Below are 21,607 nucleotides of genomic sequence, written 5' to 3'. Positions count from 1 at the left end.
CAATAATATATGAAGATTCTGCTTCTCAACCCGCCCGCCGATAAGCCGTATTTGCGCGATTATTATTGCAGCCATACGGCAAAAGGGTACTACTATTGGCACCCCTACGACCTCGTCGTGCAGAGCGGCGTACTGGCGCGGCATTTTGAAGTGGAGTATCTCGATGCAAACGTATTGAAACTCTCGAATGAGGCCGCCGCAGAACGCATCTGGCGCATCAAACCAGACGGCATCGTCTTTTTAACGGGCGGCGTTTGCTACAAAGAAGACCTCGCCTTTCTTGAGAGCCTACGCATCCCGAAATCCGTCGCGGTGGTTGGGACCGGCGACGTGATGGTCAGTAAGGGCAGGGAACTAATGACCCGCCACCGCTGGCTGGCAGGCGTGTTGCTCAATTTCACTTCGCACAGCCTCGATCCATTTTTCAAAGCCTGGAACGCCGACAAAGGCGAAATTGAAACCAGCGACCCGATTCCAAATATTCTGTTCCGCAAAGGCGACGAATTTATTCGCGGCGTTGATCCCGGCAACCGTTATTACACGTTCCCCTTGCCGCGATATGACCTGATCCCAAACTCGAAATATCGAATCCCCCACGGCAGGCGGCGCGTATTTGCCTCCTTTCTGACCGACTTCGGCTGTCCCTATCGTTGCAATTTCTGCTTCAATGGAAAGTGGACGCACAAACTGCGCGACATTGATAACGCCATTCAGGAACTTCATTACCTCAAGACGCTCGGCATCCATGAACTGTGGATTAAAGACCTGACCTTTGGCGTCACCCGCACCCATACCGTCGAATTCCTGGAACGCATGTTGGCGGAAAATCTGAAATTCGACTGGGTCACGCTTTCGCGCGTTGACGTGATGGATGAAGAACTGCTGACGCTGATGGCGCGGGCGGGCTGCCATACCATTCAATTTGGGGTTGAATCCGCTGACCAGGGCATATTGAATTCGATTGAAAAAGATATCGAGCCGGAACGCGTACGTCAGACATTTGCCTTATGCCGCAAGTTGGGCATCCGTACTTTGGCGCATTTCATTTTGGGATTGCCCGGCGAAACCGAAGACACCGCCAAGGGCACCATCGAATTCACACAGCAACTCGATCCCGATTTTCTTTCCATCAACGTCGCGGCGCCGCGCATGGGGACCGACTTGCGAGCGGAGGCAATCAAAAAAGGCTGGGTGGATAAAAACGTAGATAGCGTTGATAACTCCAGCGCGAGCGCGTTTCCGCAAATGCAGATTGGTTCGATTGCCGGCGAGCGAGTGATTGAATTACGCAACCAGGCGATTCGCGACTTCCACCTGCGCCCATCGTACCTGTGGCGCAAAGCCGCTGACGTACGCACCCCGCGCGAAGCCTGGCGCGCCATGCAAAACGGCTACACCTTGCTCAAATCCACTCTCCATAAACCTACGCTGCAAGAAATCATGGACGGCGAAGGGTAAATTTTCACAAAAATATCAACCAGAAAACACAACTCCCCCGACTTCTGCCTCGAGTGATTCAGCAAAAATTCGGCTTGGCAGGGTAGCAAGGGCAAGGCGGCGCGCAGCGACGACAGCCCTTGAAGTAAAATACAACGTATCTATTTTTCTAATCCCCCCTGGCGCTTTCAGCGCCGTCTCCCCTTAATAAGGGGGGGATAACTCATAACACACACTGCACCAGCGTCCAGTATTCCTCCGCAATTGCGATTCCCTCCGCTTAACAGAATGCGCCGCTCTTTTTATACTGATCTGTTAACAGAAAACGAAGCGGAAAACGAACCAAGCAATGAGCCAGGAACCCAAGCGCAGCAAATCACGTAAGTATCTCTTCACGGCGATTTTACTCTGCCTGCTTTATCTCGGTATTGAATCCATCGCCTACATCGCAGGCGCAATCCATTTTGGCGAATTCAATCTCTTTCAACACTTCAGCAAAATCAAACAGCGCGTCGAAACCGACGCCGATTTTCGCACTGACGTTCAATATTACGATCCCGAACCTGAGAACCTGATCCCGCGCGTCTACGTACTGCATCCTTACTTTGGCATGGTGCGCGACTCGCTCAGCCTGCCCAAAATGCTGCGTGCGCCCAGAAAAGGCGAAGTCAATTACTTCGACCTGTTTGAAATGCAAAATTACGTCCCCAAAAAAGAAGAGGGCGCATTCAACATCCTACTGACCGGCGGCTCGGTTGCAGAACATTTCGGCGATTTCGGCGAACCAGAATTTACCAAGACGCTCAAAGAATTCCCCGCGTTCGCTGACAAAGAGATTCGTATCTGGCGGGGATGCAGCGGCGGCTACAAACAACCGCAGCAACTTCTCATTCTTAACATGCTTCTCGCGATGGGCGCGGAATTTGATCTCGTCATGAACCTGGACGGCTTCAACGATCTGGTGCTTCCCGTTGCAGAAAATTGGCCGAGCAGCATCAGCCCTTACTACCCTCGCCGCTGGGACATGCTAATGGCAGGCGTGTTAAATAAAGAGCTGCTAACCATGATCGGCGAAAAAGAATTCCTCAGCAAACAACGGGTGCACTGGCTGAATTGGTTTAACCTGCCCGTGTTAAAATTAAGCCCAACTTTGAATTGGATTTGGCATCTTCGCGACCGCAATTTTTCAGCGCATAGGGGAGAATTAACCATCCAAATTGAGACCTATGAATTAAAAGACGTTGCCTATTTAGCCAAAGGCCCGAAACCACGATTTGAAACAATGGATGACGGCTTGGATGAAATGGCGCGTTTCTGGAAAACGTGCTCACTTCAAATGGACGCTTTATGCAAACAGCGCGGCGTTGCGTATTATCATTTTTTACAGCCGAACCAATACCTGCCAAACTCGAAGCCATTGTCTGATGATGAAAAAGAACGCTTCATCAACAATTTTGTCTTCAAAGACCCAGCGACGGCGGGCTACCCGATGCTGGTCAAGTTGGGGCAAGAATTACAAGAATCCGGCGTCGACTTTTTTGACCTCACCTTGTTATTTCATGAAGAAACTGAAACCGTTTACGTCGATGATTGTTGTCATTTTAATGAATTAGGCCAAACACGATTGGCTCAACAAATCGCTGAAATTGTCGGTCAGCAATGGCAACGCTAATCATCGTCTCAATCTCGACGCATTGATAATGCAAGGACTGCCTAATTAATGAAAATACTCTATGTCACGCCGGTGATCCCCACTCAAACCGATGGTCGGCGGCCCTATAATTTTTTGAAATACATCAGCCAGCGACATGAAACCCATCTCATCTGCATGAAGTTGAAAAACCAATCTCAAGCCGACATCGACCACCTCGCCTCGATGGGAGTCACGGTAAAATACGTTCACCCCATTCAACCGCTGAATTCAGTTCTGCAATGCGCACTTGGGCTGTTTCTTCGCCGACCGTTGCGCGCATCCTGGTGTTGCTCGAATCACTTTCGTCGCGTCATTCGTCAAGCGGCAAAAGAAGAACAATACGATGTCGTTCATTTTGATCGCTTGCGGATGGGGCAATACATGAACGAAGCCCATGCCCCTGCGATGTTAGACTTTACTGATTCATTGCCTCTATATCTCAAACGCTCCTTTCGTTTCAGACGATCAATCAAAGAACGATTGATTGATGCCTGGGAACTGTTTTCGATCCCAAACTATGAACGAAAATTGGTACGCGAATCTTCCGCCGCTTTGGTTTGCTCATCCATCGACGCCGAAGTATTTCGACAGAACACCCCGGGAATTTCCATCGACGTCATCGCCAACGGCGTAGACTCCGAACAGTTTCAACCACGCCGCCACGCAAGCGATCACAATGCCCGCTGCATTATAACCGGGACGCTATTCTATTTTCCTAACATTGATTCCGTCCGCTTTTATTGGGAAGACATTCTCCCCGAAGTAAGGCGGCGCTTCCCTTGGATGGAAACCATATTGGTTGGGACGCGCCCGCAAGATGAAATCTGCAAACTTGACGGTCAACAGGGAATCCTCTTGGTCGCAAACGCGCCGCAGATGGAAGAACAACTATTCGCCGACGATATTTATCTATGCCCGTTGCGGGTGGCGGCGGGCGTACGCAATAAGCTGTTAGAGGCAATGGCGGCGGGAATGCCCATAATAACAACCAAACTTGGCGCAGAGGGAATTAATGTAGAACACGACAAACATGTATTGTTCGCCGATACGCCTAATGAATTTGTCGACTGTATTCAACGGCTGCAAGAGTCGCCCGCTTTACAAAAAAGTCTTGGGCAAGCGGCCCGGAATTATGTTATACAAAATCACAATTACACATCATTGGGCCAAAAACTGGAAGAACGCTACCAATGCTTACGGAGCGAACGTCACGGTAGCCATGTGTAAGGCGTCTGAACCTGACCGCGCAAATGAAGGGATCAATGTGCTGGTTTCGTTGGCCAAAGCGTCATAACGGGCGATGTTCATCCTTAAGCCGTTGGCGCCGCCAGCGATTTCACTGATGGGGATTTTTATTTCCGCTTCCCATGCGTCAGTCGCAAGCACGGCGGCGGCGTCCCACTCAACATTCCATGACGTATCGCCGTTCTTGCTTTCAAGCGTTTCGCCGTTGGATGAAAGCAAGAAGGTAAAAACATCCTGACCATTTCGCAGCGAAAAACGGAGATGTTCGTTCCCAAATAATACGGAAGAGTCTAGGCCGTTATAGGCGGAAGAGCGGGGAACAAAGGACGGGTCTTGAAGCATTTTCGCATAAATATAAATAAATGCGCCGTCATGCAAAAAACCAACTCGCGTAGTATGTTTTGGCGCGGCGCCCGTTTTATTAATAAAAAGTTCATCGACGTATAACGCCTTTGCCCAGCTGGGTTCAACAGACCCGGCGCGATCAATTCGGCCCGACGCTTTAGGAATTTCGTACGCAGTTGGCTTCACCACCTGCAACGGCGAAAGCGAAATCTTATGATTGCGAAATCCCCGCAAAGGATTGCGATAATCTTGAAGGTACGCATCATATTCCAATTGAAAATGCAGTTGTGGAAGTGGAAAGATTTGTTCGAGACGCGTGTAGGCTGCCGTGAAATTAAATGTGAAGTCAGACTGCGGCGCAATGCGAAGATTTTGTTGGCTTCGTGGTTGAATGGTCCAATCAGCGCCGCCCTCCCAAGTAAGCGTACCACGCAAGGGAATCTGAAACGCCGTTGGCATTTTAGCTTCACCGTGAAACTCAATTGTACTCCAGTTATAAAATGTTTTGTCCGCCCAGTTTTGCAAATCCCGTTGCAATTCCATCATTTCAAATGAGACGAATTCATTGGCGCTCGAACCGCCGTTTTTGTCTCGGACAAATGAATCAAACCCCCGACCGTTTTCGTCAATGGCGCGCACCAACAACCGGTCGCCTTGCGTTTCGATGGTTAAAAAGTGATATCGACTCTCGCGAAACGCGGTGTAATCGTACAAAACCGACGGCTCAAGGGCCGCTCCGCCGCCCGCGTTAATGTGACAAACGCCGTATTGCGGATAGCCTTCAACATATCCAATTGGATAGCTCCGATGATAAAAATGGTCGGCGCTGCTGATTGCCAGGTCCACCCGATATTTTTGTAAGATGGGCTGCCATTGCCAACGGTTTGATGAAATACTTCGAGTGGGTTTTGCAGAGAATAACGGGTCTTGAAAAAACACAATGGCCCATTTTTGTTGCGTTGTACGAAGCGTCTCTTCTAACCACTGAATCTGAGTTTGCGCCGATTCGCCAGTGAGTGAATCATCCAACCGAACGACTAAAATGTTTCCATATTCAAATGAATTATACGTTTTGTCGACGCCTAAATAGGCGAACGGAATCGGGCGTTGATTGAAATTTGTAAGTAGACATTCAAACGGCGTCATCGAAATCAGATTGCCGAATGGTTTAAGAAATTCATTTTTCCATGCCATTGCGCTGGTTGGTTGCGAGACCATGCCGCCAGCATGAAAGATCAGGTCCGATTGCGTCTTGCTCAATTGAGCGACCAGACGAGTAGTCGTTTCTAAATTTCCAGACGTCCCGCCGATTACGGCTAATTTGACGCCGTCTCCACCGCGCGGAGGCGCAGTTTTAATGGTAAAGGTATCGGTGATCTGGTCATTCCAGCGACAGCGGTACGAATACAGCGTACTGGCTTTCAGCCCGTTCAACCGAATCCGGTGAATTTTTGTCGGCTTGGCGTCGCTGGCTGAGCGCTCAAATTCATTCTGCCCAATTTGAACGGTTCCGATTACTTCTTCCTGCGTTTCCCAAACAACGGTAACGCCGTCAGGCGCCATCTCTTGAAGAAACGGCCCGACAACAAGAGCGCTCCATCCATAAGGGGCGACGAAGGACGTAATGAATGCGACAAACGCCATCCAGACTATGCGGTTTTTCATATTTTATCTTCCCGTTGAAATCGGGTATAAAAAATTCAGGAGATCAACAAACGGTTCAGCCTTTGTTTAAGCGCAGTATACCGCCTTCGTATCTTATTATTCCGCACGGCAATCTCAAGGGCGCTTGGGTCGCCGACTAACACAACCAATGCTTTCCCGCGACTCACGGCGGTGTAGAGCAAATTGCGTTGCAGCATCGGGTAATGCGCCCGCAAGATCGGGATAATCACAGCAGGGAACTCGCTGCCCTGCGATTTATGCACCGTCATCGCGTAAGCCAAGGTGGTGTTGATTAACTCAGACCAATGGTACAGCACATCCCGCCCTTCGTAATCAATCGTGACCATCTTTTTTGTTGTATTAATGTCAGTCACGAAACCGATGTCTCCGTTAAACACATCTTTCGTGTAATCATTTTTGGTTTGCATCAACTTTTCGCCAACAGCCACCCCAAACGAAGACAGGTCGATTCGAGACGACGACGGGTTAATCTGTTCTTGCAACATCTGGTTCATCATCTCAACGCCGACTGCTTTTTTAATCATTGGACAAAGAATCTGGATATCTGTTTTGGGATTCAATCCAAATTGGTTTGGGATGCGTTGCGTCGCCATTTCAACGACCGTATCCTGGGCGCGCTGCGGCTGCGGCCGGGGAATAAAGAAAAAATCTTGTCCAGAATCTAAGCCCAACCCATCCAGTTCAGGCATCTCTCCCCGGTTAATTTTTTGAGCATTGACCGAAATCAGGCTACCTTCTTGCTGGCGAAAAATCTCCTTCAAGCAAATCGTGCGAAAACATTCGCTTTCAATCAGGTCATGCAAAACCAGCCCCGGCCCAACCGCAGGCAATTGGTCCACATCACCGACGAAAATCAAATGCGTATGCAGAGGGAGCGCTTCGAGCAAGTTTGACATTAATTCAATATCAATCATCGAGGCTTCATCAATGACGAGCAAGTCGCACTTTAATGGCCGCGCCCGGTTACGATTAAAACGCTGCGCATCATGGGTATATTCCAACATCCGGTGAATGGTGGAGGCCGATTGTCCTGTGCTTTCCGCCAGGCGTTTGGCTGCGCGTCCGGTCGGCGCTGCGAGCAGTATTCGAGCGCCGCGATGGCTCCATAGATGTAAGGCGCCCCGGATGATTGTGGTCTTACCGGTACCAGGGCCGCCGGTGATAATCACAATTTTGTCTTCTACCGAAGCCGCGACGGCTTCACGTTGCGCGGGCGCCAATTCAATCTCTAAATCATTTTCGACGATATCCAATTCGCCGTCATCCGGCCCCGACAGCCCCACTCGCGAAGGCGCTTTGAGAGTTTTCGCTAAGAGTTCAGCCGTTTGCGCTTCCGCCTGATGCAGCGTCTTGGAGTAAACCGGGTCGCCGATCTCGCTCATGTCGCTGGGACGCTCAATTTCTCCTAAATCGCTGAGTTCATCTAAGACAGAAAAAAAATCGCTTTCATCGCCAAAACCTATGAGCCGCATCAACCGCGTCTGTAATTCTTCCATGGGTAAAAAAATATGCCCATCATTGGCAGCCATCGAAAATAAACGGCGAATCGCGCCCGCAACGCGGAACGGGTTCTCTTCTTCCATCCCGTTTTTATACGCCAACTTCTCAGCGGTTTCCCAAGCCGATCGCTCATTGACGCGCAGCAGTTGATACGGATCATTTTGAATTTGAATGATTGCCTGATCGCCAAAATACGCATACGCCTGATACGCAAGAGATGGGCTAGCGCCTAAGTCAATTAATCCTTGTATGATTTTTTTCTTGCTTGCCATTCGGTTTCGCCTAGATTTGATTAAATTCATTGTCCGTCAAGACTCGTAGGATTCAATCCCGAAGCGCTATGATAGTAGCCAAATCGAGGAGAAGCCGAATGAAATTAGTTCGCGTTGGAGACAAAGGCGCAGAATGTCCGGGTGTTTATCTTGCTGATGGCGAGATTGTTGATACGTCAGCGGTGACGAATAATTATGACGAGCCATTTTTTGCGAGTGACGGTATTGAACGGTTGCGTGTATGGCTCGATGAAAATAAAAGCACAGCGCCGCGCATCCAGCCGGGCGTCCGCCTAGGCGCGCCAATTTCACGCCCATCAAAAATCCTTTGCATAGGCCGCAATTACCACGAACACGCCGCTGAAATGAAATCCGAAGCGCCGAGTGAGCCGCTGGTTTTCAACAAAGCCTCGTCCGCTTTGACCGGGCCGTATGATTCAATAGAAATACCGCGAGATTCAGAGAAAACCGATTGGGAAATTGAACTGGCCATCATCATTGGCAAAAAAGCCAAATACATTAATGAAGAAGATGCGTTGGATTACGTCGCAGGCTATTCAATCTTGAACGACGTCAGTGAACGCGCCTTTCAAAAAGAACACAGCGGCCAATGGTGCAAAGGCAAGAGCCACGACACCTTTGCTCCATTGGGGCCGTATTTACTCACAACAGATGAGGTCGCGGATCCGCAAAATTTAGATTTGCTGCTGAAACGGAACGGAGAAGTGATGCAACGCGGAAACACGCGGGACATGGTTTTCTCCGTCCGATATCTCGTCGCCTACTTAAGCCGCTTTATGACGCTACTGCCGGGCGACGTGATTGGAACCGGTACGCCGTCGGGCGTGGGGGCGGGAAGAACGCCGCCGCGATTTCTCCAGCCGGGCGACTCATTGCGTCTTTCGATTGAAGGATTCAGCGAACAGCGCCTGCAAGTGGTTGCGTCGTCTTAGTGTTTGCTTGAATCCGGCCCGAATTCGGCGGAGGCGATTTCTTCGATCTCCGGCGTATTGCTATTGATCGGCGCCGGCGAATGCCGTTTGCCAAGATGACGCTGTGCGCTCAGTAGACACACCGCACCAGCAAATATGAACACGCCGGAAATCCATTGACCCATTGATAAAATTTCCTGAAAAATAAAATACGACCCTATTGCGGTTAGGAAGGGCGTCACCAACGAAACCCCCGAGCAAATCGAAACCCCGATGTGCTCCAGTGCGTAATAATAAAATGTATGCCCCAACGCTATGCCCAGCACCGCAGAAATCGCCAACACGCTCACGCGCCCAGGCGTCATTTCCAATAGCCGGGACGGCTCACCGAACATCCACATCAGCGCAAACAAACCAATTGACGTGTAAATACAAATCACCGGAAACGAAATCCACGGATCAATTCCTTGCATCCAATAGCGGACCGAGACGCCGTACATCGCCATAAAAAAAGCGAAGCACAACAGTACCAACAGCCCTTTCGTCGTGACGCTGGAAGACAATGATTCCGACAAGACATTCATTCCGATAAAGCCGCTCAAACAAATGGCGGCGCCGATCCAGAATATCTTCGAGCGAATCAGCGGCGCTTCATCCGCAAACAGAAATAACGAAAGCCCGATGGCAAACAATATCGAAATTCGCCCCAGAAACATCATGATGGCGGGTTCGAGATAATAGGGCGTCATTGCGAAAAATGTCTGCCCAAATAAATTGATAAAGGATGGAACCAACGCACGACGCCAGACGTCTTTTGGAACGCGCTTGCGTGAATAGAAAAATAAAAGCGGCCCAAGCCATAACATCATCGAAAACGGATAGCGAACGCCGTTCGCCGTCCAAACGTCGATTTCATGACGAAATGAACGCAGAAATAGCGGAATCGTCGACCAACAAACCACAGCGACGAGCAACGACAATGAGGCTTGGATGCGTACTTTGGCGATCACTTCGGTTTGTCCTTCGTACAAATAGGTTCGGCGCCATAATGTCGGCATACATGATGAAATCAAGTGATTCAATACGTATAAATAATAGATCAGTGCGTGGGCGCCTCTCTGGGAACGCCTGTGAAGCAGGGCAATCAGCCCGCACTGAAGCGAGCAAAGAGGCGCCCACGCTTCTATAACAACAATGAAAAATTCTATTTCAATTCTTCATATCGCCGACTTGCACTTTGGTATGGAGAACTACGGACATACGAACCCCAGTACAGGGCTGCATACCCGCCTGGAGGATTTCTCTAACAGCCTGAAACAGGCAATTGACTACGCCGTTGACCTCCCGGTTGATCTCGCCGTATTTGCGGGTGACGCTTACAAACGAAACTCCCCCTCGCCGACCGAACAGCGCGAACTGGTCAAACATTTCCAACGTCTGGCGGACGCGGGCATTCCTGTGGTTATGATCTCAGGCAATCACGATATCCCGGTCATGCACGGCAAAGCCTCTTCCATCGACATATTCCGCTCGCTGCGTCCTGACATGATCCACGTCTTCGTGAACCGCCCAACTTTAGGCGACGCGCCGCCGCCGATCATTGAAACAAAAAACGGTCCGATTGCGGTATGTTGTTTGCCGTATATCAGTCCCAGTTTTTTGTTAAATATTCCACAATACCAGGATTTGAAAGGCGACGACCTGACTCACGCATTCGAAGAATTTTACGCAAGCGTGATTCGCGATATGCAAGAAGGCTTACCAGATGACATGCCGCGCATTCTTGTTTCCCACCTGACCGTGCATGGCGCGCAACTCGGCGGTTACCACGGTGCGCCGCTGCTTTCGGACGACATCCAGATCATGCCGTCAAACCTGGCGTATTCCGGCTATGACTACGTCGCGCTTGGGCACATTCATCTTCATCAGAATCTCAGCCCGCGCGAGGAAGTTCCCGTCGTTTATTGCGGCAGCATTGACCGCGTGGATTTTGGCGAAGCGGAAGAAGCCAAAGGCTTCGTCGTCGCCCATGTTCGACGGGGAAGAAGTGAATTTGAATATATTCCGGTGAACGTCCGCGAATTTGTTGACATCCGCATCAAGCATCAAGAGGGAAGTGACATTACGCAGCGAATTCTGGAAGAGATCAACCTCGAACCAATCGAAGGCGCCGTCGTACGAATTCGCTACGAGGCTTCTGAAGAAGAAGTCCAACAAATGGATATGAAAGCCATCCATGAAGCGCTGCGTCCCGCGCACCACAAAGCGGGCATGATCCGCATTCCGTTAGAAAAAAGTTCCGACCGCCGGGGGTCGCAACTATCCGAAGACGCAGCGTTGGCTGACGCTTTGGCGGCCTACCTCAACGAACACGAAGAATTCAAACCCGAAGCCCAAGCCTTACTTGAAAAAGCCAAAGACATCGAACAGAGCATCAAGCCTCAGTAGTTTCCGCTTCGCTTTCTTCGACTGGTTCCGTTTCAATATTAAATAAGGCTTTAGTGAATGCGTCTGGATCGAACGGCTCCAAATCATCAATGCCTTCGCCGACGCCAATCCATTTCACCGGAAGTTTCAATTGTTTGTGGACGGATAAAATCACGCCGCCTTTCGCCGTCCCGTCTAATTTTGTCAGGACCAATCCGCTAATCTGGCACGCTTCCGTAAACGTCTTCGCTTGCGAAAGCGCGTTTTGTCCCGTCGAAGCGTCCAATACCAACAGAGTCTCATGCGGCGCCTCTGGGACTTCGCGCGAAATCACCCGCGCCATTTTGGCGAGTTCTTGCATCAAGTTTGATTTGGTGTGCAAGCGCCCGGCGGTATCAATGATGACGATATCCGCCGTTTCCGTCTTAAGCCGTTCCATCGCTTGATAAACGACGGACGACGGGTCAGCGCCTTCCTTACCCATCACAATAGGAACGTCAGCGCGTTTCGACCAGATGGCAAGTTGCTCAATCGCCGCCGCGCGGAAGGTGTCCGCCGCCACTAACAAAACCGACTTGCCTTCTGCCTTGAACCGACTGGCGAGTTTGCCAATCGCAGTCGTCTTTCCGACGCCATTAACGCCGATCACCAGATAAACGCTGGGGCCGGAGGCCGCCGTCTTCATTGTGCGATCGCCCTGCTCCAACATTTCGCGCGAAAGTTCTTGCAAGGTACGGGTCAGCCAATTCAAATCGTCGGATTCTTTTTTCTTTTCAACGCGAATCCGGTTGCGCAATTCGCCCATCAACTCCATTGTGGTATTAACGCCCACGTCCGCCAGAATGAGGACCTCTTCCAATTCTTCCAGCAGGTCATCGTCAATCTTGCCGTGCAACCGAAAAATCTTGACCGCCTGGGTGACAATGGATTCACGCGTTTTACGGAGGCGGTCGCGAAGTTTAGCGAACAACCCCTTTCGGGGTGCTGAAGATGCGGGGTCTTCTTCAATTGCTTCCGCAGTTTCAATCGTTTCCGTAGCCGGAACTTCGATCTTCGCCTCTTGCACTTCGACTGGAGCCTCGATAGGAGATTCAGCCAACGGCTCTATTGGGTCTTGTTTTTCTTTACGTTTCCAAAACATATAATCGGAACCTATTCAGGATTTCGTCAAATTTCACGTCTCTACACAGAAGACATCTTAAAAGCGGGGAATTTAACTGCAAGGCGGGCTGGTTCGTGCATAAAAGGCTATATTTCATTTCCAGTATTGGTACTATAAGTAAGCCTTTTTCAAAGGGGAGACCATTCCAAAATCATTTTGGTTGAAAGGAGAACAGCATCATGTCAAATCGTCCATTAAATGTGGGGCTTGTTGGTGGAGGCGGAGGCGCTTTCATCGTGAATCCTCATCAAAAAGCCATCTTTTTTGACGGAACCCGCCGCGTCACTGCGGGCGCATTGCATCCCGATCCAGAGGTGGCAATGAAGGAAGCCGAAAACTGGGCGTACCCGATCAAGGGATACACCAGTTACGATGAAATGCTCGATGAAGAGAGCAAGAAACCAAAAGGCGAAGGACTCGATTATATTCTGATCGTCACGCCAAACTTCGTTCACTTTGATCCTGCAAAAAAAGCCCTTGAAAAAGGGATTCCTGTTTTTTGTGAAAAACCCCTTACCGTAAAATTAGAGGAATCAGACGAACTGGTCAAAATCGTCAAAGAAAAAAACATTCCGTTTTGCGTCGCGCATACTTACCTCGGTCATTGGACCAGCCGCCTCTCTCGCCATATTGTCCAAAGCGGCTTACTGGGTGATGTCCGCTGGGTTGACTCTTATTACACCCAAGGCTGGCTGGCGGACCGTACGGAAGACCAGGGCGTCCAACAGGCTGAATGGCGGGTTGATCCCAAGCGCGCTGGTTTGTCCGGCTGCGGCGGCGACATCGGCACCCACGCCATGATGCAACTGCGCTACGTCACTGGGCTTGAACCCGTCAAAGTGATGGGACACCTGGAAACATTCGTCAAAGGCCGCCAGTTAGACGACCATTTCACTGTCTATTGCGAATTAAATAATGGCGCGAAAGCCTTATGCCGCGCATCGCAAATCAGTATCGGCCACCTCAATGATCTCGGCCTCGAAGTCTGCGGAACGAAAGGTTCACTGATCTGGCGCCAGGAAGAACCCGAAAAGGTTGAAATCCGTCTGCCGAACCAACCGGATCGCGTTTATTGGCGCGGCGCCGTTGCAGCGAATGACGGCTTTTTGGGCGACCTGCCCGAAGACCTCATGGCGGAACCCACCATTCCTCCAGGACACCCGGAAGCGTTCCACGATGCGTTTGCCCGCTTGCACCGCTGCTTTGAGAGCGATGTCCGCGCTTATCAAGCCGGAACGTACAAGGGCGCCGATGGTTCAAAATACGCCACGGTTGATGACGGTCGACATGGAATCTACTTTATTACCAAAGCCGTTGAAAGCAGCCAAAAGGGCGGCGTTTGGGTCGACCTATAGAACTTAAATAACTCATGTTGTAGAATAAGGGCGGCGCAAGCCGCCCTTTTATTTTCTTGATTGCCGAGGCCTGGTTGGAATGAATGAACGATTAGTCACTTATAATAATGTGCGGAGAATTTTAATCCGCTTTATTGAACAACGCCTACCCGAAAAATATAGAAATAAGGCTGATTTTATCGCAGATCAGTTAATGATAGACGGCGAAGAACGCCGCGAGTCTAGCCAATCCTCGATCACTCGCGCAAAAATGTATTTAGATTGGCTAGTCCAACAAAAAAAAGGCCCTCAAATTCAAGAACAATGCAACCTGCAGAGGTCATTTTTAGACGCAAAGCAATCTTTATTGCATGAAAAAATTGATGCATTTTTAAAAACGCAATTACATCTCACCAAGACCGTTTCGGATGATTCATTCGATCCCTCCGTCCATCGGGCCATGATAATTGATTATATCAAACAATGTTTAACGGTTATGATTCTCCAGAAAACAATTTTTCAACGAGAAATAGAAATCAGCGCAGAATTGTCAACCAACGTCAAAGAATTTATGCGGACATTATTGAAACAACTGCAAGTAAAAGACCCGGAAAAGATGATGTTTGTCGCACAAACCATGAAAGTATTAAATGATGGCCAGATTAATGTTAATGAAATTAAGAAATTAAATTACCAACAGATGAATCACGGTCTCAGTCAATTTCAGACGCGGCTTGAATCGAGGCAGGGAGAACTCGACCATGTCGCAAAATCCGTGAAAGAATTGCAGGAATTCGTCAAACAAAACCAACAAGAATTTCAACCGGAACCAGAAGAACCAAAACTTCAAGATAATGAGTCGTCCTCATCCCGCCGTATGACTCAAGCGAAACGCAAAGAGTAGAGAGCATCCCGTAACAAGTGTGTCATCGTGAGGAGACCGCAGACCGACGCGGCAATCTCAGCAACCAAAGATGTCACTTCAATTTTTATTCGCGAATACGCTTTTCAATGTGTGATACGCTGGTTTCGGTTTATATTCCCGGTCAAAAATCAACGCATCATTAAATCCAGTGAAAAACCGGGGAATCCAAGATGAGCGGTCAGTGAATCCCCACATGACGAATACTTTACACGCAGGCTGTTTCAAACACGCGCGTAAAATATCCCCATATAATGTTGCCTGTTGTTGTAATTTTTCAGGCGTTACCGGTTCTTTGATGCGAACATCCAGTTCAGTGATGTGTATTTCCAAACCCAAGTCAGCGAAGCGTTGTAAGTTTGCTAAAAACTCAACTTCATCAAAATCATAATTAAATGGGACGTGCATCTGAAACCCGACGCCATCGACGGGAACGCCGCGCTGCTTGGCGTCTTTCACCCATTCATACAAGGCGTCAGATTTTTTGTTTATTTTTGCAATATCAAAATCATTGACAATTAATCTTGCTGTGGGATCGAACTCACGCGCGGTTCGATGCGCGATTTCCATATAGTCGGCGCCGATGGTCTCTGACCAGACTGATTTACGTACGCTGCCGTCTTGTTCGAAATATTCATTGACGACGTCCCACGCGTATAATTTCCCGCTATATCTTCCTGCCACTGTTTGAATATGTTCGCGCATAAGGTCTAACAAACTCTCTCGCGTCCATTCGGCTTCTGTCACCCATTTGGGCGTCGCCTGGTGCCATAAGAGCGCGTGACCACGTACTTGCATATTGTGTTTTTCTGCAAATTGGATATACGCATCGCCGCTCTCAAATGTATAGCGCCCGTTTTCAGGATGCGTCTTATGAAATTTAAAATCGTTCTCCGGCGTCATCATGCTAAACTCACGCCCCAAGACATCGGCGTATTGCTTATCAGTCTGAAGCCGCAAGTTCGACGCAGAGCCAATATAGATTCCACGCGTTTCGGCAAGTTCCCGTAGCGTCTCACCATTTGAATTCATGAGTGAGAAAGTGATGAGAAGTAGAAAGAAGGCATTTCGTTTCATTGCGTCCCCCAACGATGAGATGAGCCATTGTTTCAAAAAATGAAGAATTCAGCAAGAACCAAGAAGGCATCTCAAGCATATTTAGTTTGATATAAGCTAACGCCTTCTTGGGTTTTGACCACCTATTTAGGCATGGGTGCGACTCTGCGAGCGCCTGTGAAGCAGGGCAATTAGCCCGCACTGAAGCGAGCAGAGTTGTACCCGTGCCATTTGATAGGTATTTTGAGATGGCTTTAAGTCAAACTTTTTGGCCAAGTTCTTTGAGATAGGGCAGGGAGTACGTCCCGGTGTTATGACCATCGCTGAAATAGATCAGATAACCGTAATGGCCTTGAGGAACCAACTGCTCAACGCAAATCGGCTCGGTCTCTTTCTTTGATAAGACCGGCAGCGACATTGGGTCTCGCGGCTCTTCTTCTTTCATACACAATGCGCAGGGACATTTGCGGCGTAATTCTTTCGCGCTATATGATCGCGTTTCGCCGTCGCTCCATTCGATAATGAGCACATCATCGCCCTGGCGTTTGATTGAGAGAGGTTGAATTTTTTCCATAGTTTTATGCCGTTTGCAAGATGGGTAAGGTATGGTCGGGTTCGGCGACGGGTTCTGCCGAACCGTTACTGACAAGTTTACGCCATGATTGGTCTTTCAACCAAGCGGGATCAACCGCCGATCCTTGGCGGCTGCTGCGGCGCTCGAGTTCCGCCTCAACGCTGTTGATGACATGCTTACGTTCCAGGCACCATTCCGGCGCGACCAATACGCTGGGCGGCGCGTCTGCCGTCAAGCGCTGAATGCTCACTTCGGGCCGGATGCGCTCGACGAAATCGCAACACACTTGGACGTACTCCTCAAGGGTAAACATCTTCACCAACCCGCGTCGGTACTCGTCTTCCATCTGGGTATTTTTCATCACGTGCAGCAGGTGAATTTTCAGACTATCGTAAGGAACCGAGGCCAAGCGCTCGGCGGTCAGCATCATGTCTTCATGCGACTCGCCCGGCAAACCAAGAATCACATGGACGCAGATTTTCAGATTGCGCCCTTCGGCTTGCTCAATCGCCCACAGAAATCGCTCGTAGGTATCTTTTCGATTCACCCGCTTCAATGTTTCGTTATGCGTCGTTTGCAGGCCGTATTCCACCCACACTTCGCGCTGATCGCTGTAGGATTCTAACAAATCGAGAACTTTGTTTGAAATGCAATCCGGGCGCGTCCCGACCGATAATGCAACCAGTTCTTCATACGGAAGAATCTGGTCATACACCGCTTTGAGTTGCGACACGGGCGCGTAGGTATTGGTATGCGCCTGAAAATACGCAATGTATTTTTTCGCCTTAAAACGTTTACGCATAAATGCGACGCCCGTTTCAATCTGCTCCGGGATGGGGCGGATCATGCGACGGGAGTTATAGCTAAAGCCCTCGTTGTTGCAATAGGTGCAACCGCCCTCCGCTTTGAGGCCGTCGATGTTGGGGCATGTGAAACCAGCGTCAATCGATACTTTATGAACGCGTTCGCCGAAGCGTTCTTTCAAGTAGGCGCTGAATGGAAAGTAGCGCGCCTCAGTCATAAAAATCCTTCCGCTCGAAAATAGAGATGAACCCGTGTTCGGTTTCCAAAGTTTTAAACGCGTATTGTTCTTGAAACGCTGAATGGTTCCACAAATCAATCTGCGCGTGAAATGTTAACATTGATTCAAGCCATTCCCGCCGCGCATCTTCGCTGTGATAGGCTCCTGCAAAAGGATATTCACGCGAGGAAAAGAACAGAAGGGGAAATAGCTGAATAAACGCAGGCTTTCGCCCGAATACATAGTCCGGGTTGCTTTTTTCATGCCCGGCGTAGAGACGTTCCCGGTCAGAGACCGGCGTATGAGCAATCTCTCGTGTGTTGAGTCCAAAAATGTCAATGCAGAGCAACTCACTCGAATACGGGATCGCTCCCGCAGTCGTCACAGCAATTACAGTATTTTCGGGATAGCGTCGCTTAAGCCATTCTCCTATTAAGAGCCAATTTTTTGTCCATTCGACTTCGCTTAAATATCGCCGGGCGCCGGTCGAAAACCGATAGGCGTCGCGATCTTCATAATGGAATAATTGCCATGAATACGCATACAAACTGAGCCCAGCCAACACAACGCATACGACGTTTAATTTTTGATGTTTGCTGGAAGCGACGTATTGCAATAATTTTTGATAGCCCATTTGAATCACTCGAACGGCAGCCATCGTCCATAGCGGTAAAATCGGAACAAAAAATCGGTGCAGGGCAAAATGGTCGCCGCCTTCAGCAACGACGCCAATCACATAGACTCCAATCCACCCCCACCAGCGCAAGGCCGTCTTTCGGTCTTCCCATGAAAACAGCAGCCACAAAGTCGCGATCCATAACAATGGGCGCGGAACCAGAAAGGTGTATAAATAACTGAAACCACGATGCAATAATTGCAACCCGCCAAAGTCGTGTTTTGCATAAAATGTATTGGGAAGCCAGACGCCGAAATAGAGATAACGCCCCACTTCAAATATAACGAGAGGGAGCAACCAAAAGATCAGCCCTGAAACCAGCGCCTTCTTGCAGTTCCCGCGCAGCAACAATCCAATGCTGATTGGAACAATAAAAAGTACCGCTTCGGGGCGAGACAACGAAGCCGCCAGCAGGCATAAAAAAATAGCCCAGGCAGGACGCTTTGTTTCATACAACCAAAATAACCAAAGAAGAACAAGCGCGAACAGGGAAGTCTCCAGCCCTGACGAAGACCATGCAGCAAAACCAACATCTGACGCCAAAGCCGCAGCAGCCAGCATGGGCCATAGATTGAATTGAGAATTTTCGCAAAACAAATCGCGATAGATATAGAAAACTGAAAGCAACGAGAGAAAACCACAAATCAAACTAACCACATTCGCCGCGCTTGGCAGTGGGGCGCCAAACAAACCCATCAGCGCCATTAACAAAAACCAGAATGGGCTTGTGAACCCTTCCACTTCCTCGCCGCCGGGGTAAAACACAATGCCGTGTCCCGCCAGAAAATTGCGCGCATAAACCAGCGGGATATACGCATCATCAACCAGGCCAAAAGAAAATGAATAGAACCATGCTGCAAACGCCAGACAGGGAACTGCCGCTAAGAGAATCAATTTGGGTTGAATCGCTGGGATTTGTCTACTCACAACAGTAGGATACCGTATTGAAGTTATTGCGGAAAGCGAACCCGAATGAAGAAGATTCCCATCTACCAAGTGGACGCATTTACCGGGCCGTCCAACTGAGCGGGCAGGCGGTTACAGTCTTACAGGGATTCTTGATCTAGAGCGACTATGTTGAAACTCATCCATCGCATCACGTTTATAGAATTACTCGGCGCCGTTGGTGAAGGCGTGGTGCTATTCACGTTTGTCTTTCTTCTCCGGCGCTTGTTCAACCTGACCGAACTTCTGGTTGCGGGCCGGGCGTCGATGACGACCACAATCGAACTGGTTTCCTCTTTACTGCCATCCATAATACTGTTGACGCTGCCGATGGCGGTCTTGTTGGCAACCATGATGGTCTATGGGCGCCTGGTTCAAGAAAATGAATTCACTGCATTACGCTCAGTTGGGTATTCTCCCTTTCAATTGTTGGTTCCGGCGATCATCTTAGGATTAATATTGACCATGATGTTGCTTTGGTGGGGCCACCGCATCGCTCCCAAAGGCTTGCGTATTGTCCGCGAAACAGCGGCGGACGTGCTCAAAAACGCCGCCACCGCCGGCATACGTCCCAGCCAATTTTCTCATCTCGGCGACATGATTATCTCCGCGCGCGGCGTCAATGGCGGCAAAATGAGCCACCTCAAACTATTTGAAGAGCGCGACGGACGCATCGCCGGAGTGATTTCATCACCAAGCGCATCCATCGGATACTCTCCCGAAAACAGCAGTATCTCATTCACGCTGGATGACGGGCGTCTGCACCAAATGCCGCATCCAGAGCGCGACGTTTTGATCGACTTCGACCGCATGACCTTTTCGATCGGCATCCCGGCCTTACTCAACAAGTTCGCCCGAACCGGGCCGGAAGAACAACGCTATAGCGGGGCGGAACTCAAACACAAAACAGCCGAACTCTGGCAGGGATATGACCAAGAAACAAACGAAAAAACCAAACGCTGGTTCTTCAAAAAAGCCAAACAAATGCAAATGGAGCAATCCCGGCGCTACTCATTGCCCGCTGCGGCCTTGATTATGGCAGTGATCGGTTCCTTGCTGGGAATGCTGTCCGGCTATGGAAAACGCTCATCCTGTTATGGTCTCACCATTTTAGTGATTTTTCTCTATTACAACCTGTTGAATTTCGGCAAAACGATGGTCGAAGATGGAGCGATTTCTCCCTGGCTCGGCCTGTGGACTCCGAATTTCATCGCGGCAATTTTTGCATTATATTTACTAAACCGATTTAGGCGGTTGTGATGATCCGAAGCCGTACATGGGGCATAAAAACAGTAGATCGCTTGATCTTGTTTGAATTATTGCAGTCGCTCGCATTTATGGCGGCGCTGTTTTTTTCGTTGTCCTTCGTCTTGCTTTTGTTCGATGAATTGGGAGAAATCATTGAAAACGATCTCTCTTTTTTTGCGGGACTCACCTACGTTCTGCTTTGTATTCCTCATGAAATCGCCAAAGCGTCTCCCATTATCGTCACTCTGTCCGTCGTACTTGCGATAGGCCGCATGGTACACCGCAATGAAATGCTGATGCTATTCGTCGGCGGTTATCATCCTTATCGCCTGGCGGCGCCGTTAATCGGCCTCTTGTTGGTCATTATGGCCGGACTTTATTTCGTGAACGAATTTGTCAGCAGCCGGTTCTCTGCAAAAGCGGAAATGTTGATCCAGATGAACCGTGACACCGGAAGCCTGGATACCATGCAGGGATTCTGGCTCTACGGGGAAGAGGGACGGGTTTTTCACATCCAAGAATACCGACCCCACAGCCAAGTCGTATACGGCCTGACCATCTTTGAGTTCCGTGGAGAGCAAGAAACTGTTTCGGCCCGATTAGACGCCGAGCAAGCCCGCTATAACGCTGAGGCGGGCGCCTGGAACCTGTATAACGTACAAGCCCATTATGTGCAAGAAGACGGCTCGATTCTCAGAGAGCAGTTTGAAGAACACCCCTACATGATTGGCCGCACTCCAAGCAAATTAGTGGAATTTTCGCAGGTCAGCAGCGACCCTGAAAAAATGTCCCGCTCAGATTTGTCTCGCACTGTGTCTGAAATCACAGCGATGGGAGAAAACCCGCGAGAATACCTAATTCACTTACGCATCAAAGACGCGTTTGCGTTTTCAGTTTTCTTTTTAGGTCTAATGGCCTATGGGTTTATCCTGACAACCAACCTTAAAAGCCAAGCCTCTGGCGTCGGGCTGGGGCTGCTCGCCGCTATTTCGTATTTTATGGTACTCATGTTGGGGAGCAGTATTGCGAAAACGGGGTTTATACAGCCCTGGGTCGGTTCTTGGGCAGCCAATTTTATCTGCATGTTTTTAACCGTCTATCTGTTCTGGCGGCTGAAAAAAACGATCTGACC

Annotated in this window: 17 protein-coding genes; 9 read left to right on the top strand and 8 right to left on the bottom strand. The window is 49.5% G+C overall.

The window, feature by feature from the left end; translation table 11 throughout:
• Positions 1-9: 9 nt before the first annotated feature.
• The 3 genes from P9L94_17975 to P9L94_17965 all read left to right on the top strand — a co-directional run bounded on the left by P9L94_17975 (position 10) and on the right by P9L94_17965 (position 4,357).
• Positions 10-1,458: a radical SAM protein gene (locus P9L94_17975; protein MDP8245976.1), complete on the top strand. Its 1,449-nt coding sequence runs from the start codon at positions 10-12 to the stop codon at positions 1,456-1,458.
• Positions 1,459-1,786: 328 nt separating this feature from the next.
• Positions 1,787-3,109 carry a hypothetical protein gene (locus P9L94_17970; GenBank protein ID MDP8245975.1) on the top strand — a complete coding sequence of 441 codons (1,323 nt, stop codon included), beginning with the start codon at positions 1,787-1,789 and terminating at the stop codon, positions 3,107-3,109.
• Between the two features lie 48 nt (positions 3,110-3,157).
• A complete protein-coding gene (locus P9L94_17965) occupies positions 3,158-4,357 on the top strand; it encodes a glycosyltransferase family 4 protein (protein MDP8245974.1) in 1,200 nt (399 codons plus the stop codon).
• On the opposite strand, the gene P9L94_17960 is transcribed toward P9L94_17965, so the two are convergent.
• Together P9L94_17960 and P9L94_17955 are read right to left on the bottom strand one after the other, a co-directional pair.
• The gene (locus P9L94_17960) at positions 4,325-6,385 is read right to left on the bottom strand and encodes a hypothetical protein (protein MDP8245973.1); all 2,061 of its coding nucleotides are present in this window, start codon (positions 6,383-6,385) and stop codon (positions 4,325-4,327) included. The genes P9L94_17965 and P9L94_17960 overlap by 33 nt on opposite strands.
• 35 nt (positions 6,386-6,420) lie before the next feature.
• A complete protein-coding gene (locus P9L94_17955; protein ID MDP8245972.1) occupies positions 6,421-8,178 on the bottom strand; it encodes an AAA family ATPase in 1,758 nt (585 codons plus the stop codon).
• Between the two features lie 98 nt (positions 8,179-8,276).
• Between P9L94_17955 and P9L94_17950 the strand changes: the two genes are divergently transcribed.
• The gene (locus P9L94_17950; protein MDP8245971.1) at positions 8,277-9,131 is read left to right on the top strand and encodes a fumarylacetoacetate hydrolase family protein; all 855 of its coding nucleotides are present in this window, start codon (positions 8,277-8,279) and stop codon (positions 9,129-9,131) included.
• On the opposite strand, the gene P9L94_17945 is transcribed toward P9L94_17950, so the two are convergent.
• Positions 9,128-10,168 (bottom strand): DMT family transporter, encoded by a 1,041-nt coding sequence (locus tag P9L94_17945; GenBank protein ID MDP8245970.1) that lies wholly within the window; start codon positions 10,166-10,168, stop codon positions 9,128-9,130. The genes P9L94_17950 and P9L94_17945 overlap by 4 nt on opposite strands.
• 136 nt (positions 10,169-10,304) lie before the next feature.
• Here P9L94_17945 and P9L94_17940 point away from each other — a divergent pair, with 136 nt between their 5' ends.
• Positions 10,305-11,558 (top strand): exonuclease SbcCD subunit D, encoded by a 1,254-nt coding sequence (locus P9L94_17940; GenBank protein ID MDP8245969.1) that lies wholly within the window; start codon positions 10,305-10,307, stop codon positions 11,556-11,558.
• Here the strand turns inward: P9L94_17940 and ftsY are convergent.
• Positions 11,545-12,678, bottom strand: a complete 1,134-nt coding sequence (ftsY, locus tag P9L94_17935; GenBank protein ID MDP8245968.1) for a signal recognition particle-docking protein FtsY — start codon at positions 12,676-12,678, stop codon at positions 11,545-11,547. The two genes, P9L94_17940 and ftsY, sit on opposite strands and share 14 nt — an antisense overlap.
• 200 nt (positions 12,679-12,878) lie before the next feature.
• On the opposite strand from ftsY, the gene P9L94_17930 reads away from it, so the two are divergent.
• Together P9L94_17930 and P9L94_17925 are read left to right on the top strand one after the other, a co-directional pair.
• Positions 12,879-14,054, top strand: a complete 1,176-nt coding sequence (locus tag P9L94_17930; protein MDP8245967.1) for a Gfo/Idh/MocA family oxidoreductase — start codon at positions 12,879-12,881, stop codon at positions 14,052-14,054.
• Between the two features lie 79 nt (positions 14,055-14,133).
• Positions 14,134-14,937 carry a hypothetical protein gene (locus tag P9L94_17925; protein MDP8245966.1) on the top strand — a complete coding sequence of 268 codons (804 nt, stop codon included), beginning with the start codon at positions 14,134-14,136 and terminating at the stop codon, positions 14,935-14,937.
• A 78-nt stretch (positions 14,938-15,015) separates the two neighbouring features.
• Here P9L94_17925 and P9L94_17920 read toward each other — a convergent pair whose 3' ends face one another.
• The 4 genes from P9L94_17920 to P9L94_17905 form a co-directional block, all read right to left on the bottom strand.
• A complete protein-coding gene (locus P9L94_17920) occupies positions 15,016-16,032 on the bottom strand; it encodes an endo-1,4-beta-xylanase (GenBank protein ID MDP8245965.1) in 1,017 nt (338 codons plus the stop codon).
• 238 nt (positions 16,033-16,270) lie between these two features.
• Positions 16,271-16,585 (bottom strand): DUF971 domain-containing protein, encoded by a 315-nt coding sequence (locus tag P9L94_17915; GenBank protein MDP8245964.1) that lies wholly within the window; start codon positions 16,583-16,585, stop codon positions 16,271-16,273.
• Between the two features lie 4 nt (positions 16,586-16,589).
• A complete protein-coding gene (locus P9L94_17910; protein MDP8245963.1) occupies positions 16,590-17,606 on the bottom strand; it encodes a TIGR01212 family radical SAM protein in 1,017 nt (338 codons plus the stop codon).
• Positions 17,599-19,209, bottom strand: a complete 1,611-nt coding sequence (locus tag P9L94_17905) for a hypothetical protein (protein MDP8245962.1) — start codon at positions 19,207-19,209, stop codon at positions 17,599-17,601. The genes P9L94_17910 and P9L94_17905 overlap by 8 nt, the downstream gene beginning before the upstream one ends.
• 147 nt (positions 19,210-19,356) lie before the next feature.
• On the opposite strand from P9L94_17905, the gene P9L94_17900 reads away from it, so the two are divergent.
• Both P9L94_17900 and P9L94_17895 read left to right on the top strand, forming a co-directional pair.
• The gene (locus tag P9L94_17900; protein ID MDP8245961.1) at positions 19,357-20,487 is read left to right on the top strand and encodes an LptF/LptG family permease; all 1,131 of its coding nucleotides are present in this window, start codon (positions 19,357-19,359) and stop codon (positions 20,485-20,487) included.
• Positions 20,487-21,605 carry an LptF/LptG family permease gene (locus P9L94_17895; protein MDP8245960.1) on the top strand — a complete coding sequence of 373 codons (1,119 nt, stop codon included), beginning with the start codon at positions 20,487-20,489 and terminating at the stop codon, positions 21,603-21,605. The genes P9L94_17900 and P9L94_17895 overlap by 1 nt, the downstream gene beginning before the upstream one ends.
• Positions 21,606-21,607 lie beyond the last annotated feature (2 nt).

Origin of the sequence: Candidatus Hinthialibacter antarcticus, from assembly GCA_030765645.1 — a bacterium.
Taxonomy (GTDB): domain Bacteria; phylum Hinthialibacterota; class Hinthialibacteria; order Hinthialibacterales; family Hinthialibacteraceae; genus Hinthialibacter; species Hinthialibacter antarcticus.
The sequence above is the reverse complement of the archived record's forward strand: the minus strand, read 5'-3'. Positions and strand labels throughout refer to the sequence as shown.

Coding starts and splice junctions, on each gene's coding strand:
- P9L94_17925 (MDP8245966.1), top strand. CDS start 14,134: ATGAATGAACGATTAGTCACTTATAATAATGTGCGGAGAATTTTAATC.
- P9L94_17900 (MDP8245961.1), top strand. CDS start 19,357: ATGTTGAAACTCATCCATCGCATCACGTTTATAGAATTACTCGGCGCC.
- P9L94_17970 (MDP8245975.1), top strand. CDS start 1,787: ATGAGCCAGGAACCCAAGCGCAGCAAATCACGTAAGTATCTCTTCACG.
- P9L94_17895 (MDP8245960.1), top strand. CDS start 20,487: ATGATCCGAAGCCGTACATGGGGCATAAAAACAGTAGATCGCTTGATC.
- P9L94_17940 (MDP8245969.1), top strand. CDS start 10,305: ATGAAAAATTCTATTTCAATTCTTCATATCGCCGACTTGCACTTTGGT.
- P9L94_17955 (MDP8245972.1), bottom strand. CDS start 8,178: ATGGCAAGCAAGAAAAAAATCATACAAGGATTAATTGACTTAGGCGCT.
- ftsY (MDP8245968.1), bottom strand. CDS start 12,678: ATGTTTTGGAAACGTAAAGAAAAACAAGACCCAATAGAGCCGTTGGCT.
- P9L94_17910 (MDP8245963.1), bottom strand. CDS start 17,606: ATGACTGAGGCGCGCTACTTTCCATTCAGCGCCTACTTGAAAGAACGC.
- P9L94_17915 (MDP8245964.1), bottom strand. CDS start 16,585: ATGGAAAAAATTCAACCTCTCTCAATCAAACGCCAGGGCGATGATGTG.
- P9L94_17965 (MDP8245974.1), top strand. CDS start 3,158: ATGAAAATACTCTATGTCACGCCGGTGATCCCCACTCAAACCGATGGT.
- P9L94_17950 (MDP8245971.1), top strand. CDS start 8,277: ATGAAATTAGTTCGCGTTGGAGACAAAGGCGCAGAATGTCCGGGTGTT.
- P9L94_17960 (MDP8245973.1), bottom strand. CDS start 6,385: ATGAAAAACCGCATAGTCTGGATGGCGTTTGTCGCATTCATTACGTCC.
- P9L94_17920 (MDP8245965.1), bottom strand. CDS start 16,032: ATGAAACGAAATGCCTTCTTTCTACTTCTCATCACTTTCTCACTCATG.
- P9L94_17975 (MDP8245976.1), top strand. CDS start 10: ATGAAGATTCTGCTTCTCAACCCGCCCGCCGATAAGCCGTATTTGCGC.
- P9L94_17930 (MDP8245967.1), top strand. CDS start 12,879: ATGTCAAATCGTCCATTAAATGTGGGGCTTGTTGGTGGAGGCGGAGGC.
- P9L94_17945 (MDP8245970.1), bottom strand. CDS start 10,168: ATGCCGACATTATGGCGCCGAACCTATTTGTACGAAGGACAAACCGAA.